Source organism: Thiocapsa sp. (genome assembly GCF_022340925.1).
GTDB lineage: Bacteria > Pseudomonadota > Gammaproteobacteria > Chromatiales > Chromatiaceae > Thiocapsa.
In genome coordinates, this window is the sequence record NZ_JAJDNA010000047.1 from 1 (window position 1) to 15000 (window position 15000).

The 15000-nt window shown below is 62.5% G+C and carries 10 protein-coding genes; all 10 read right to left on the reverse strand.

Annotated features, from left to right (window positions below; translation table 11 throughout):
• On the reverse strand, positions 1–390 hold a 390-nt coding region (locus tag LJE61_RS06300), incomplete at its 3' end, for a GTP-binding protein (protein WP_296914861.1).
• Between the two features lie 22 nt (positions 391–412).
• Positions 413–2509: an elongation factor G gene (gene fusA / locus LJE61_RS06305; protein WP_296914864.1), complete on the reverse strand. Its 2097-nt coding sequence runs from the start codon at positions 2507–2509 to the stop codon at positions 413–415.
• A gap of 41 nt (positions 2510–2550) precedes the next feature.
• On the reverse strand, positions 2551–3021 hold the full coding sequence (gene rpsG / locus LJE61_RS06310; protein ID WP_296914867.1) for a 30S ribosomal protein S7: 471 nt from the start codon (positions 3019–3021) through the stop codon (positions 2551–2553).
• A gap of 49 nt (positions 3022–3070) precedes the next feature.
• Positions 3071–3445, reverse strand: a complete 375-nt coding sequence (gene rpsL, locus LJE61_RS06315) for a 30S ribosomal protein S12 (protein WP_296914870.1) — start codon at positions 3443–3445, stop codon at positions 3071–3073.
• A gap of 303 nt (positions 3446–3748) precedes the next feature.
• Positions 3749–7966 (reverse strand): DNA-directed RNA polymerase subunit beta', encoded by a 4218-nt coding sequence (gene rpoC / locus LJE61_RS06320; protein WP_296914873.1) that lies wholly within the window; start codon positions 7964–7966, stop codon positions 3749–3751.
• A 158-nt stretch (positions 7967–8124) separates the two neighbouring features.
• Entirely contained in the window at positions 8125–12297 is a 4173-nt protein-coding gene (gene rpoB, locus LJE61_RS06325) for a DNA-directed RNA polymerase subunit beta (RefSeq protein WP_296914875.1), read from the reverse strand.
• 223 nt (positions 12298–12520) lie between these two features.
• Positions 12521–12904: a 50S ribosomal protein L7/L12 gene (gene rplL, locus LJE61_RS06330; protein WP_296914877.1), complete on the reverse strand. Its 384-nt coding sequence runs from the start codon at positions 12902–12904 to the stop codon at positions 12521–12523.
• Positions 12905–12956: 52 nt separating this feature from the next.
• Positions 12957–13484, reverse strand: a complete 528-nt coding sequence (gene rplJ / locus LJE61_RS06335) for a 50S ribosomal protein L10 (protein WP_296914889.1) — start codon at positions 13482–13484, stop codon at positions 12957–12959.
• Between the two features lie 272 nt (positions 13485–13756).
• A complete protein-coding gene (gene rplA, locus LJE61_RS06340; RefSeq protein WP_296914880.1) occupies positions 13757–14452 on the reverse strand; it encodes a 50S ribosomal protein L1 in 696 nt (231 codons plus the stop codon).
• Positions 14452–14886 (reverse strand): 50S ribosomal protein L11, encoded by a 435-nt coding sequence (rplK, locus tag LJE61_RS06345; RefSeq protein ID WP_296914882.1) that lies wholly within the window; start codon positions 14884–14886, stop codon positions 14452–14454. Before rplK ends, rplA begins: the two co-directional genes overlap by 1 nt.
• Positions 14887–15000: the final 114 nt, after the last annotated feature.

Genomic DNA, 15000 nt, shown 5'->3' on the forward strand with positions numbered 1-15000 from the left:
GTAGGGCACACCCACCTGGCGCGAGAGCAGAATGTGCTCACGCGTCTGCGGCATCGGCCCGTCCGCCGCCGACACCACCAGGATCGCCCCGTCCATCTGCGCCGCCCCCGTGATCATGTTCTTCACATAATCAGCATGCCCCGGACAGTCCACGTGCGCGTAATGCCGCTTCTCCGTCTCGTACTCCACATGCGCCGTGGCAATCGTGATCCCACGCTCACGCTCTTCCGGCGCATTGTCAATCTGATCGTAGGCGCGCGCCTCACCACCAAACTTCTTCGCCTGGTGCATCGTGATCGCCGCCGTCAACGTCGTCTTTCCATGGTCCACGTGACCAATCGTCCCCACGTTGACGTGCGGCTTGCTGCGCTGGAATTTCTCTTTGGACATCCCGCTCTTCCCCTGTCACTCGTTACTGTTTCTTGGAGACCGCTTCGGCAATGCTGGCGGGCACCTCGTTGTACTTACAGAACTCCATGCTGTACGTCGCCCGACCTTGGGTCGCCGAGCGAAGGTCCGTCGCATAGCCGAACATCTCGGACAAGGGGACCTCTGCCCGGATGATCTTGCCGGATGGCGCGTCGTCCATCCCCTGAATCATCCCGCGCCGGCTGTTGAGGTCGCCCATCACGTCGCCCATGTTCTCCTCGGGGGTGACAACCTCCACCTTCATGATCGGCTCGAGCAGCACCGGCTTCGCCTTGGCCGCTCCCTCCTTCACCCCCATCGAGCCCGCAATCTTGAACGCCATCTCGCTCGAATCGACCTCATGATAGGAGCCATCGTAGAGCGTGACCTTGATATCCACCATTGGGAAACCTGCCAGGACGCCGTTCTTCATGGCCTCCTGGATTCCCTTGTCGACGGCAGGAATGTACTCCTTGGGCACGACCCCGCCGACAATGGCATTGACGAACTCGTAACCTGTACCCGGCTCCTGCGGCTCGATGCGCAGATACACATGGCCGTACTGCCCGCGACCGCCGGACTGGCGGGCAAACTTGGTCTCCTGCTCCACCGACTTGCGGATGGTCTCGCGATAGCTGACCTGGGGCGCACCGACGTTGGCCTCGACCTTGAACTCCCGGCGCATGCGATCGACGATGATCTCCAGGTGTAGCTCTCCCATCCCGGAGATGATGGTCTGACCGGACTCCTCATCGGTGTGCACGCGGAAGGACGGATCCTCCTGTGCGAGCTTCGACAGCGCGACGCCCATCTTCTCCTGATCGCCCTTGGTCTTGGGCTCGACCGCGACCGAGATGACCGGCTCGGGGAATTCCATGCGCTCCAGCGTGATAACGTGGTTCTGATCGCAGAGCGTATCTCCGGTCGTGACGTCCTTCAGTCCGACCGCCGCCGCGATATCGCCCGCGCGGACCTCCTTGATCTCCTGCCGCTCGTTCGCGTGCATCTGCAGGATGCGCCCGATGCGCTCTTTCTTGGTCTTGACCGGGTTGTAAACGGAGTCGCCGGACTTCAGCACACCGGAGTACACCCGAAAAAAGGTCAGCGTCCCGACGAAAGGGTCGGTGGCGATCTTGAATGCAAGTGCGGCGAACGGGGCGTCATCCGACGACGGCCGCTCAGCCTCGCTCTCTTCCTTGTCGTCGAGGATCCCTTTGATGGCGGGGACGTCGACCGGTGAGGGCATGTAGTCGATCACAGCGTCCAACATCGCCTGAACGCCCTTGTTCTTGAATGCCGACCCACACAACATCGGGACGATCTCGCTCTTCAAGGTCCGCGCACGCAAACCCTCTTGGATCTCCTGACCTGTCAACTCGTGCCCTTCGAGATACTTCTCCATCAATTCTTCGCTGGCCTCGGCCGCCGCTTCCACCATGCGCTCGCGCCATTCGACGCAGAGATCTTGGAGATCGCCGGGGATCTCGCGAAGCTCGTATTCCATTCCGCGCGAGGCCTCGTCCCAGTAAACCGCCTTCATCTTGACGAGATCGACGACGCCCTGGAAGTCCTCTTCGGCGCCGATCGGGACCTGGATCGGCACGGCATTTCCGCCTAGCCGGTCCTTGACCTGCTGCACGACACGAAAGAAATTCGCACCCATCCGGTCCATCTTGTTCACGAAGGCAATGCGCGGAACGCCATATTTGTCGGCCTGGCGCCACACCGTCTCGGACTGAGGCTCAACCCCGCCGACTGCACAGAAGACGGCACAGGCACCGTCGAGCACGCGCAGCGAACGCTCGACCTCGATGGTGAAATCGACGTGCCCGGGCGTATCGATGATATTGATCCGGTGCTCAGGGCGCTCGCGGCTCATCCCCTTCCAGAAGCAGGTCGTCGCAGCCGAGGTAATCGTGATACCGCGCTCCTGCTCCTGCTCCATCCAGTCCATGGTTGCGGCACCATCGTGGACCTCGCCGAGCTTGTGCGACACACCCGTGTAGAACAGGACGCGCTCGGTGGTAGTGGTCTTCCCGGCATCGATGTGGGCCATGATGCCGAGGTTTCGATACCGCTCGATTGGGGTGCTACGTGCCACGACTGTATCCGTCCTGCTTCAATGAAAGCCGATCTCCGCTGCTACCAGCGGTAATGGGAGAAGGCCTTGTTCGCCTCGGCCATCCGGTGGGTATCTTCTTTTTTCTTCACCGCCGACCCGCGGGCATCGGCCGCATCCATCAGCTCGCCTGCCAACCGCAGCGCCATCGACTTCTCCGAGCGCTTGCGGGCGGCATCGATAATCCAACGCATGGCCAAGGAGTTACGACGGGTGGACCGAACCTCGACCGGCACCTGATAGGTCGCACCGCCCACCCGACGCGACTTCACCTCGACCGCCGGGCGCACGTTGTCCATCGCCTGCTCGAGCAGCTCGACAGGACGCCCTCCTTTCTTCTCGGCGACCTGATCGAGTGCCCGGTAGATGATTCGTTCGGCGACCGACTTCTTGCCGTCCTCCATCATCATGTTGATGAATTTCGTCAAAAGCTCGCTTCCGTGCTTCGGATCGGGAAGGATCTGGCGACGGGCAGCAACGCGTCTTCTCGGCATGTTGGTTTCGACTCCGACTTCGCTCGTTGGACTGATTCAGTGTCCGGGCTCAGCTCTTCGGCCGCTTCGCGCCATACTTGGACCGGCCCTGCCGACGCTTCTCGACGCCCGAGGTATCCAGCGTCCCACGCACCGTGTGATAGCGCACACCCGGGAGGTCCTTGACACGTCCGCCGCGGATGAGGACGACCGAGTGCTCCTGGAGGTTGTGCCCCTCGCCGCCGATGTACGAGGCGACTTCATAGCCATTCGTCAACCGCACGCGCGCAACCTTGCGCAATGCCGAGTTGGGCTTCTTGGGCGTGGTCGTGTAGACCCGGGTGCACACGCCACGGCGCTGCGGGCAAGCCTCCAGCGCGGGCACGGTGCTCTTCGCCACGTTTCGCTTCCGGGGCTTTCGGACGAGTTGGTTGATCGTTGCCATACAATCAGTCTCCAGTGGCGTCTCGGCGCCGAAAACACGACCCTCAAGTTACCGAGTGTCAAACGACTGCTGAACGGCCGCCGGCCGGCTGGACAGGCAGCCAGCCTCGCCGCACGAATGCGATCGATCGACTCGGGGACCGGGCGGATGGGTGCCCAGACCAAAGAACCGGACCAAGAAAAAAAGAGGCTAGCCGGCAAGAAGCCGGCTAGCTCAGACAGGGCAGTATAGGGAGGCACCCAAGACGTGTCAACCGGGCGGCCCGACGGATTGGACCGACCAAGGCGCCGATTCGATCAGCATTTAACCGGCATCCGACGTATTCAGCGCCTTCTTCAGCGCCTCTTCGAGCTCCTCTGGCGCCATCTCGACCTTGGAGGAGGCTTGCGCCTCGATCTGTCGCTGCTGGCGTCGGTCGAGGTGGTAGGCCAAACCGGAGCCGGCGGGGATCAGGCGCCCCACGATCACGTTCTCCTTCAAACCCGCCAGCCGGTCGGTTGAGCCACGGACAGCGGCCTCAGTCAGGACCCGGGTCGTCTCTTGGAAGGACGCGGCCGAGATGAAGGACTCGGTCGCCAGAGAGGCCTTGGTGATACCAAGGAGCAGCGGCTCATAGAGCGCCGGCTGCTTGCCCTCGGCCATGACACGCTTGTTCTCGTCGAGAACCGCCGAATGCTCGACCTGCTCACCGCGCAGCAACCGGGTATCGCCCGCCGATGTCACCTCGACTTTGCGGAGCATCTGGCGAACGATGACCTCGATGTGCTTGTCGTTGATCCTGACGCCTTGAAGACGGTAGACGTCCTGAATCTCCTTGACCAGGTACTCGGCCAATGCCGTGATTCCTTTAAGGCGCAGGATGTCGTGTGAGGCCAACTCGCCATCGGCGATCATCTCGCCACGCTCGACGCGCTCTCCCTCGAAGACGTTCACATTGCGCCACTTGGGGATCAGCTCCTCGACCGTCTCGCCATCGTCCGTGGTGATGATGAGGCGCTGCTTGCCCTTGGTATCCTTGCCGAAGCCAATCGTGCCGCTCGCCTCCGCCAGCAAGGCGGCCTCTTTCGGCTTGCGGGCCTCGAACAGATCCGCCACACGCGGAAGCCCACCCGTGATATCGCGCGTCTTGCTCGACTCTTGGGGAATGCGTGCCAGGATGTCCCCCACACCGACCTTGGCCCCGTCCTCGACGCTGACGATCGCGCCCGCCGGCAGGAAATAGCGCGCCGGCAGGTCGGTGCCCGCGATCTTGAGCTCACTGCCGTCCTGGTCGAGCAGCTTGACCATCGGGCGCAGGTCCTTGCCCGCCGCGGGCCGCTGCTTGGGATCGATGACCACGCGCGAGGTCAGACCAGTGACGTCGTCGGCTTGAGCCTGCACGGTGACCCCCTCGAGGAAGTCCTCGAACGCAAGTGTCCCGGCGACCTCCGTGACGACCGGGTGGGTGTGGGGGTCCCAATTGGCGACCACGTCGCCCGGATTGACGGGATCGCCGTCAGCCACGCGAAGGCTTGCTCCATAGGGGACCTTGTAGCGTTCCTTCTCGAGTCCCCGCTCATCGACCACGGTCAACTCACCGGAACGCGAGACCGCCACGAGGTTCTTTCCGGAGTGGTGCTCGACTGTCTTGATGTTGTGCAGCCGCACCGAGCCGGAGTTCTTGATGTCGATGCTGTTGACCGCCGCGGCCCGGGACGCCGCTCCGCCGATATGAAAGGTGCGCATGGTGAGCTGGGTCCCCGGCTCCCCGATCGACTGGGCGGCGATGACGCCGACCGCCTCGCCCAGGTTCACCCGGTGACCGCGTGCCAAATCGCGACCATAGCACTGCGCACAAACGCCAAGGCGCGACTCGCAGGTGATCGGTGAACGCACGCGCACCTGATCGATGCCGAAGGTCTCGAAGCGCTCCACCCAGGATTCATCGAGCAAGGTGCCGGCCTCGCAGGCGAGCTCATCGGTTCCCGGACGATAGACATCGGTCGCGGCCACCCGACCCAGGATACGCTCACGCAACGGCTCGACGACATCACCACCTTCGATGATCGGCGCCATCACGAGACCGCCCTCGGTGCCGCAGTCCTCCTCCAGCACGACCATGTCCTGCGCCACGTCCACCAACCGGCGGGTCAGGTATCCCGAGTTGGCAGTCTTCAAGGCGGTGTCGGCCAGACCCTTCCGAGCCCCGTGCGTGGAGATGAAGTACTGGATGACGTTCAGGCCCTCGCGGAAATTCGCCGTGATGGGTGTCTCGATGATCGAGCCGTCCGGCTTGGCCATGAGACCGCGCATCCCGGCGAGTTGCCGGATCTGCGCCGCCGAGCCGCGTGCCCCGGAGTCGGCCATCATGTAGATCGAGTTGAACGAATCCTGAGTCACGACGTTGCCGTCGCGGTCGATGACGCTGTCCTTGCCGAGCTTGCTCATCATCGATTTTGCGACTCGATCATTGGTGTGTGACCAGATGTCCACGACCTTATTGTAGCGTTCACCATTGGTCACCAGACCGGAGGCATACTGGTCCTGAATGTCCTTGACCTCCTTCTCGGCGCCCGCGAGGATCGCAGCCTTCTCTTCCGGCACGGCCATGTCCTCCAGGCCGATCGAAACGCCCGCGCGCGTCGCCATCCGGAAACCCAGATACATGATCTGATCGGCGAAGACCACCGTCTCTTTGAGGCCAAGCTGCCTGTAGCAGGTGTTGATTAGCTTTGAGATCTGCTTTTTGCCAAGCGCGCGGTCGACCAGCTCAAAGGGCAGGCCATCCGGCACGATCGCAAACACCAGGGCGCGTCCCAGGGTCGTGTCCTTGATGCCGGTGCACTCATGCATCGAGCCATCCTTCTGCTTGATCACCTCCCGAATGCGCACCTTGCAGCGCGCATGCAGATCGGCATGGCCCGTCTCATAGGCACGGCGCGCCTCGTCGATGTCGGAAAAGAAGCACCCCTCCCCTCGCGCGCTCACCCGCTCGCGGGTCATGTAATAGAGACCGAGCACCACATCCTGCGAGGGGACGATGATGGGCTCGCCGTTGGCGGGAGAGAGGATGTTGTTGGAGGCCATCATGAGTGCGCGGGCCTCGAGCTGCGCCTCCAGTGACAGCGGCACATGCACCGCCATCTGGTCGCCATCGAAATCGGCGTTGAAGGCGGTGCAGACGAGCGGATGGAGCTGGATTGCCTTACCCTCGATCAGGACCGGCTCGAAGGCCTGGATGCCGAGCCGATGTAGGGTGGGGGCTCGATTCAGCATCACCGGATGCTCGCGGATCACCTCATCGAGGATATCCCAGACGTCCGGGGTCCCGCGCTCGACCATTTTCTTCGCGGCCTTGATGGTGGCGGCCAAGCCACGCAGCTGCAGCTTGCTGAAGATGAAGGGCTTGAAGAGCTCGAGGGCCATCCGCTTGGGCAAACCGCATTGATGCAGCATCAGTGTCGGGCCGACCACGATGACCGAGCGTCCGGAGTAATCCACGCGCTTTCCGAGCAGGTTCTGGCGAAACCGGCCCTGCTTCCCTTTGATCATGTCGGCGAGCGATTTCAATGGACGCTTGTTGGTCCCGGTAATCGCACGGCCGCGCCGCCCGTTGTCCAGCAGGGCATCAACCGACTCCTGGAGCATGCGCTTCTCATTGCGCACAATGATGTCGGGCGCGACCAGGTCCAGGAGCCGCTTCAGACGATTGTTGCGGTTGATCACTCGGCGGTAGAGATCATTGAGATCCGAGGTCGCAAAACGACCGCCGTCGAGGGGCACCAGGGGTCTGAGCTCCGGCGGCAGGACGGGCAGAACGGTGAGGATCATCCACTCAGGGCGATTGCCGGAGCCGAGCAGCGACTCCATCAGCTTGAGCCGCTTGGACAGCTTCTTGATCTTGGTTTCGGAGTTGGTGCTTTCGATCTCCTCGCGCATGCGCCGAATCTCGGCGGGCATGTCGATGGTGCGCAGCAGCTCGTACACGGCCTCCGCGCCCATGCGCGCGTCGAACTCGTCGCCATTGGCCTCGAGCGCCTCCAAGTATTGCTCGTCATTGAGCAACTGTCCGCGCTCCAGGTCTTGCACCAAGCCCGGATCCACCACCACGAAGGACTCGAAATAGAGGATACGCTCGATGTCGCGCAACGTCATGTCAAGCAGAAGGCCGATTCGCGACGGCAGGGACTTCAGAAACCAGATGTGGGCGACCGGGCTCGCAAGATCGATATGTCCCATCCGCTCACGGCGGACCTTGGCCAGGGTGACCTCAACGCCGCACTTCTCGCACACGACGCCACGGTGCTTGAGCCGCTTGTACTTTCCGCAGATGCACTCGTAATCCGTGATCGGGCCGAAGATCTTGGCGCAGAAAAGCCCGTCGCGCTCCGGCTTGAAGGTGCGATAGTTGATGGTTTCGGGCTTCTTGACCTCGCCATAGGACCAGGAACGGATCATCTCGGGGGAGGCGAGCCCGATCTTGATCGCGTCGAATTCCAGAGCCTGACCCTGTTGCTTGATAATTTTCAATAGATCTTTCAAGATCTTGATCTCCTGCCTGCGATGGCGTTTATCCGCGTTCAGACGAGCGTTGAAGCCCTGCGCCGAGGTGGCATCGTGCGCAACGCCGGTGGACTTCGACCTGCCAGGCCGACGCCCGCGGCTTAACGCAACTGTGCCTGTGGTGTGCCCCGTGCCATCTAGTCCTGATGGAGCTCGACGTTGATGGCAAGCGAACGGATCTCTTTCACCAGCACATTGAACGACTCCGGCATGCCGGCCTCCATGCGATGGTCGCCGTCGACGATGTTCTTGTACATCTTGGTGCGGCCGTTGACGTCGTCGGACTTCACCGTGAGCATCTCCTGCAAGGTATAGGCGGCACCGTAGGCCTCGAGTGCCCAGACCTCCATCTCACCGAAGCGCTGACCACCGAACTGAGCCTTCCCGCCCAATGGCTGCTGAGTCACCAGGCTGTAAGGGCCGGTCGAGCGCGCATGCATCTTGTCGTCGACCAGGTGGTTGAGCTTGATCATGTACATATACCCGACCGTGACGGGGCGCTCGAAGGGGTCACCCGAGCGACCGTCGAAGAGAATGGTCTGACCGCTTGGGATACCCTGCTGCGAATTGTCGCGCTCGGCCAGCTGCAACATCGCGCGAATCTCTTCTTCCGTGGCCCCATCGAAAACCGGCGTCGCCAGAGGCACCCCCCGTGTCAGGTGCCGGGCAAGATCGCGAATCTCGTCGTCGCTGAAGCTGTCCAGGTCTTCGCGCTTACCGCTGTTGTTGTAGATCTGCTCCAGGAAGGAACGTAGATCCGCGACGGCAGCCTGCGCGCGGAGCATCCGCTCGATCTTTACACCCAGCCCGTTGGCCGCCCAGCCGAGATGTGTCTCGAGGACCTGACCGACATTCATGCGCGAGGGCACACCCAGCGGATTCAGGACGATATCGACCGGCTCGCCGTCGGCCGAGAAGGGCATGTCTTCGACCGGAACCACCTTGGAGATGACCCCTTTGTTGCCGTGCCGCCCGGCCATCTTGTCACCCGGCTGAATGCGCCGCTTGACCGCCACGTAGACCTTCACCATCTTGAGCACGCCGGGAGCCAGGTCGTCGCCGCTGGAGATCTTGCGCTTCTTGACCTCGTAGCGATCGCGGAATTCCTCCCTCTGCTGCTTGATCTGCCCGGCGACCGCCTCGAGCTGAGTGGCCACGTCTTCGGACCGCATGCGGATCTCGAGCCACTGATCTCGCGACCCTTGACCCGCGAGGTCGTAGAGGTAGGCCTTCGTCACCTTCGAGCCCGCCGCAAGACCCTGGGGACCGCCATCCGCGACCTTGCCCACCAGCAACCGCTCGACGCGCTGAAAGGTGTCGTTCTCCATGATGCGTTGCTGGTCGGCGAAGTCCTTGCGGACGCGGTCGAGCTCCATCTCTTCGATCTCGAGCGCCCGCTTGTCCTTCTCCACCCCGTCGCGTGTGAACACCTGGACATCGACGACGGTTCCGCTCATGCCGGAAGGCAGCCGCAGCGACGTATCCTTCACATCGGACGCCTTCTCGCCGAAGATGGCCCGCAGCAGCTTCTCCTCCGGGGTGAGCTGGGTCTCGCCCTTGGGCGTCACCTTGCCCACCAGGATGTCGCCGTCGCGTACCTCGGCGCCCACGTAGACAATGCCCGACTCGTCGAGCTTGGCCAGGGCCGACTCGCCCACGTTGGGGATGTCGCTGGTGATCTCCTCGGGCCCGAGCTTGGTGTCTCGCGCCAGACAGGCCAGCTCCTCGATGTGGATGCTGGTGAAGCGGTCTTCCTGGACGAGCCGCTCCGAGATAAGGATCGAGTCCTCGAAGTTGTAACCGTTCCAGGGCATAAAGGCGACGCGCAGGTTCTGGCCCAGGGCGAGCTCACCCATGTCGGTCGAGGGACCATCGGCCAGGACGTCGTCGCGGCCGATCACATCGCCGCACTTGACGAGCGGACGCTGATTGATGCACGTGTTCTGATTGGACCGCGTGTACTTGGTCAGATTGTAGATGTCGACCCCTGGGACCCCGTGGACCGCCTCTTCGTCGTTGACCCTGACCACGATCCGCGCGGCATCGACCGATTCAATCACGCCCCCTCGCCGCGCCACCACGCAGACACCCGAGTCCTTCGCTACCACACGCTCCATACCCGTGCCGACCAGGGGCTTCTCCGCGCGCAAGGTCGGAACCGCTTGACGCTGCATGTTCGAGCCCATCAGGGCGCGATTCGCGTCGTCGTGCTCGAGGAAGGGGATGAGCGATGCCGCCACGGACACGATCTGGCGAGGCGAGACGTCCATGAACTGGACCTCTCCCGGGGCCCGCATGGTGAACTCGTTGGCATGACGGCAGGAGACCAGCGCATCGGTCAGGTAACCGTCTCCATCGAGCGTGGCATTGGCCTGGGCGATCACGAAGTTCCCCTCTTCGATCGCCGAGAGATACTGAATGTCCATGGTCACACGGCCGCCCTCGACCTTGCGGTAAGGGGTCTCCAGGAAGCCATAGGAGTTGGTGCGCGCGTAGACGGCCAGCGAGTTGATTAGGCCGATGTTGGGACCCTCCGGCGTCTCGATCGGGCAGACCCGCCCATAATGGGTCGGGTGGACATCGCGCACCTCGAATCCGGCCCGCTCCCGTGCCAGCCCACCTGGACCGAGCGCCGAGACGCGACGCTTGTGTGTGACCTCCGACAAGGGGTTGTTCTGGTCCATGAACTGGGAGAGCTGACTGGAGCCGAAGAACTCCTTGATGGCCGCCGACACCGGCTTGGCATTGATCAGCTCCTGAGGCATCAGTCCCTCAGACTCGGCCAAGGACAGACGCTCCTTGACGGCGCGCTCCACCCGCACCAGGCCCACGCGGAACTGGTTCTCGGCCATCTCACCGACGCAGCGGATCCGCCGGTTGCCCAGGTGGTCGATGTCATCGACACTGCCTCGTCCATTGCGCAGGTCAACGAGCACCTTGAGGGCATCGATAATGTCGGACGCCTCGCCGTGCTCCGCGCAGAGGCGCTTCGAGAGCTCATCCGTGCGCCGGCTGAAGTAGCGTCCGTCGTAGATGACCCCCGGCCCGTCTTCCGAGGCACGTCCGAGCCGCCGGTTGAACTTCATCCGACCAACAGCCGAGAGGTCGTAACGGTCCGGTGTGAAGAACAGGTTGTGGAATAGATTCTGGGCCGCCTCCTTGGTCGGCGGCTCGCCCGGGCGCATCATCCGGTAAATCTCGACCTGTGCCTCAAGATCGCTGGTCGTCGGGTCGATCCGCAGGGTCTCGGCGATATAGGGCCCCTGATCGAGGTCGTTTACGAAGAGTGTCTCGAGGGTCTCGATCCCCTTCTCGAACAGGGTGTCCAGCAGATCCGGAGTGATCTCGGCGTTGGCCTCCGCAATCACCTCGCCGGTGTCGGTGTCGACCTGTGCATGAGCAAGAATGCGGCCGATGAGAAAATCTGACGGGACCTCCAAACGCTCGATCCCCGCCTTCTGGAGCTCGCGGATATGTCGCGCCGTCACCCGGCGCCCCGATTCGACGAGCAGCTCGTCGCCGATGCGGACGTCGAAACCGATCGTCTCGCCCCGCAGCCGCTCGGGCACCAGGTCGAGGGTAACCGAGCGATCCTTGATCCGAAACGTGTCCGTCTCAAAGAAGCGTTGGAGGATGTCCTCAACCCCATAGCCGAGCGCACGCAGGAGAACGGTCGCCGGCAGCTTGCGGCGACGGTCGATCCGCACAAAGACGTTGTCCTTCGGATCGAACTCGAAATCGAGCCAAGACCCGCGGTAGGGAATCACCCGCGCCGAGAAGAGAAGCTTACCGGACGAATGCGTCTTGCCCTTGTCGTGATCGAAGAAGACACCTGGTGACCGATGCAGCTGGGACACAATCACCCGCTCGGTGCCATTAATGATGAAGGTGCCCGTGCCGGTCATGAGCGGCACTTCGCCCATGTAGGCCTCTTGCTCGCGCACGTCTTTGATTACTTTGGAGCCCGCCGGGGCCTCCTTGTCATAGATCACGAGACGCAACAACACGCGCAGCGGCGCCGCAAAGGTCGCCCCGCGCAGATGACACTCGCGCTCGTCGAAGACTGGCTCGCCGAGCCGATATCTGACGTATTCGAGCACCGCGTTACCGGAGTAGCTCTCAATCGGAAAAACAGTCTTGAAGGCGGCATGCAGCCCGACATCGCGAAGCTCCTCGACCGGCCGATCGGCCTGCAGAAACTCCCGATAGGAATCGATCTGCGTCGCCAACAGGAAAGGCACGTCCAGGATGCTTGGACGCTTGCCAAAGTCTTTACGGATGCGCTTTTTTTCGGTGAACGAATAGGCCATGATGCCCTTCCCTCAAGATACGTGCTTGGGTCCCTGACGGGTGTGAACGCGGGTGCGGATCGCGAGTAGCGCGGCGGACCGTTAGGGTACGATCATCCACGCCGCATTGCCGGACCTTGTAGGCGCGCGAAAGCCGGGGCCTCAGATCCCAACGCCGAAAGGCCGGCGGCTCGTCGCCGCCAGCCCAAAGGTCCTGCCGAAGAGGAGTCGACGCAATGCGCCGTTACTTCACTTCGACGGTGGCGCCAGCCTCTTCGAGCAGCTTCTTGGCCTCTTCGGCCTCGCCCTTTGAAATGGCCTCCTTCAGGGTCGTCGGAGCGCCTTCGACGGCGTCCTTCGCCTCCTTCAAGCCGAGGCCGGTGATCGCGCGAACGGCCTTGATGACCGCAACCTTGTTCGCACCGAACGACGCCAGTACGACGTCGAACTCGGTCTGCTCCTCGGCCGGCGCAGCCTCGCCGCCCCCGCCCGTGCCGGCCGCCGGAGCGGCCACGGCAGCAGCGGCGGTAACGCCGAACTTCTCTTCCATCGCGCTGATGAGGTCGACGACCTCAAGCACGGTCATGTTGCCAATCGCTTCGAGGATCTCATCTTTTGAGACGGCCATTGGATACTCCTGAGCCCTGTCTGAATGTGGGTTGCTGGTGAATGCAGGCGGCCTAGGCGGCCTCTTTGGCATCGCGAATCGCGGCGACGGTGCGGACCAGCTTGCCCGGCACCTCGTTGATGGTCGCCGCAAGCTTTTGCACAGGGGCCTTCAAGGCGGCCATCAGCAAACTGATCGCCTGCTCGTAGGTCGGCATCTTCGCAAGATTGCCGATCTCCGAAGGGGCGAGGAGTCTGCCTCCGAGTGCGACCAATCGCACCTCGACCTTGTTGTGCTCCTTCGCAAAGGCCTCCATGACACGCGCCGCCGAACCCGGATCTTCCTGCGAGAATGCGAGAACCAAGGGACCTTTAAGCCCTTCACTCATGCACGCGAAGTCGGTGTCTTGTAACGCACGCCTGGCGAGGGTGTTCTTGACCACGCGGACATAGACCCCGGACTTGCGTGCCTCCACGCGTAGTCGTGTCATCTCTGCCACGCTCAAGCCCCGATACTCGGCTCCAATGGCCGAATGAGCACCTCTGGCGACTTCCGCGACTTCGGCAACGATGGCTTCTTTTTGCGCAAAATTGAGCGCCACGTTCGTCACCTCATGACTCGGTAAACCGGCGGTTGCCGGTGCCCCCGACGGGCGCGCATCCGGCACGCACTCGGGGACGATTGTGTGCACCGTCACCAGCACTCAAGACTGATTCGGGAGCACCGTCTGCGCAGGCAGGCAAGCCATTAAGTCTCCAACCCCGAATCCATACCGGCACCGGAGACACCTGCGGTCTTTGACGGCTCCCGGCATGCGCCGGGACCCCAAAGAAGGCCCTGGATTGCGGAGCCTCTGGGCGCCGCAAGATCACCTCAATAACTGAGCCCAGAGTGATCCACTGTCAGGCCCGGCCCCATGGTGCTGGAGACCGTGACCTTTCTCATATACACGCCCTTGGAGCTGCTCGGCTTCGCCTTCATCAGGTTACCGAGAAGCGCCTCGAGATTCTCCCGGAGCTTGACCGGCTCGAAATCGGCCTTGCCCAGCGGGCAATGGATGATGCCGGCCTTGTCGGTGCGATAGCGCACCTGGCCCGCCTTCGCATTGCGAACGGCCTCCGCAACGTCCGGCGTCACGGTCCCCACCTTGGGATTCGGCATCAGGCCCCGCGGTCCGAGAATCTTGCCGAGCTGACCGACCAAACGCATCGCATCCGGCGAGGCGATCACGACGTCGAAATCGAGCTGTCCGGCCTTGATGTCCTCCGCGAGGTCATCGAAGCCGACGCGATCGGCACCGGCCTCGGTCGCGGCATCCGCCGCCGTTCCCTGTGCGAACACCGCCACCCGAACCGTCTTCCCGATACCGTGCGGCAACACGGTCGAGCCACGGACGACCTGGTCGGATTTTCGGGGGTCAACGCCCAAATTCACGGCCACGTCGATGCTTTCGGGAAATTTGACCCGCGACAGGTTCTTCAAGAGCTCAAAGGCTTCTTCCGCCGGGTAGAGCTTGCCACGCTCCACCTGCTCACGAATCGCGCGCATGCGTTTCGAGTACTGAGCCATCAGATTACACCCTCGACCTCAAGCCCCATCGCCCGCGCACTGCCCGCGATGGTGCGGACAGCCGCATCCAGATCCGCCGCAGTCAGATCCGGCATCTTGCTGGTCGCGATCTGCTCGAGCTGCTCACGGCTCACGACACCGATCTTGTTGGTGTTCGGATTCGGACTGCCCTTCTGAATCCCGACCGTCTTCTTCAAGAGGACCGACGCCGGCGGGGTCTTGGTGATGAAGGTGAAGCTACGATCCGAGTAGACAGTGATCACCACCGGGATCGGCATCCCCTTCTCGAGCTCTTGCGTGCGCGCGTTGAACGCCTTGCAGAACTCCATGATGTTCACGCCATGCTGGCCAAGTGCGGGACCGACGGGCGGACTCGGATTGGCCTCGCCTGCCTTGACCTGCAACTTGATATATGCATTTATCTTTTTTGCCACGATCACTCTCCAGTTGGGTATTCGCGCCAGAGACGGATCACCTGGCTCCCCTGTCTCAGGACCCTCATGCGGACCTGCAATGGACACCGACCGACGGCGGTCACGGCGCACCCG

Bases quoted from the DNA above. Each gene is read 5' to 3' on its own strand.
- rpsG (WP_296914867.1), bottom strand. From the start codon at position 3,021: ATGCCGAGAAGACGCGTTGCTGCCCGTCGCCAGATCCTTCCCGATCCG.
- rpsL (WP_296914870.1), bottom strand. From the start codon at position 3,445: ATGGCAACGATCAACCAACTCGTCCGAAAGCCCCGGAAGCGAAACGTG.
- rplA (WP_296914880.1), bottom strand. From the start codon at position 14,452: ATGGCTCAGTACTCGAAACGCATGCGCGCGATTCGTGAGCAGGTGGAG.
- rplL (WP_296914877.1), bottom strand. From the start codon at position 12,904: ATGGCCGTCTCAAAAGATGAGATCCTCGAAGCGATTGGCAACATGACC.
- rpoB (WP_296914875.1), bottom strand. From the start codon at position 12,297: ATGGCCTATTCGTTCACCGAAAAAAAGCGCATCCGTAAAGACTTTGGC.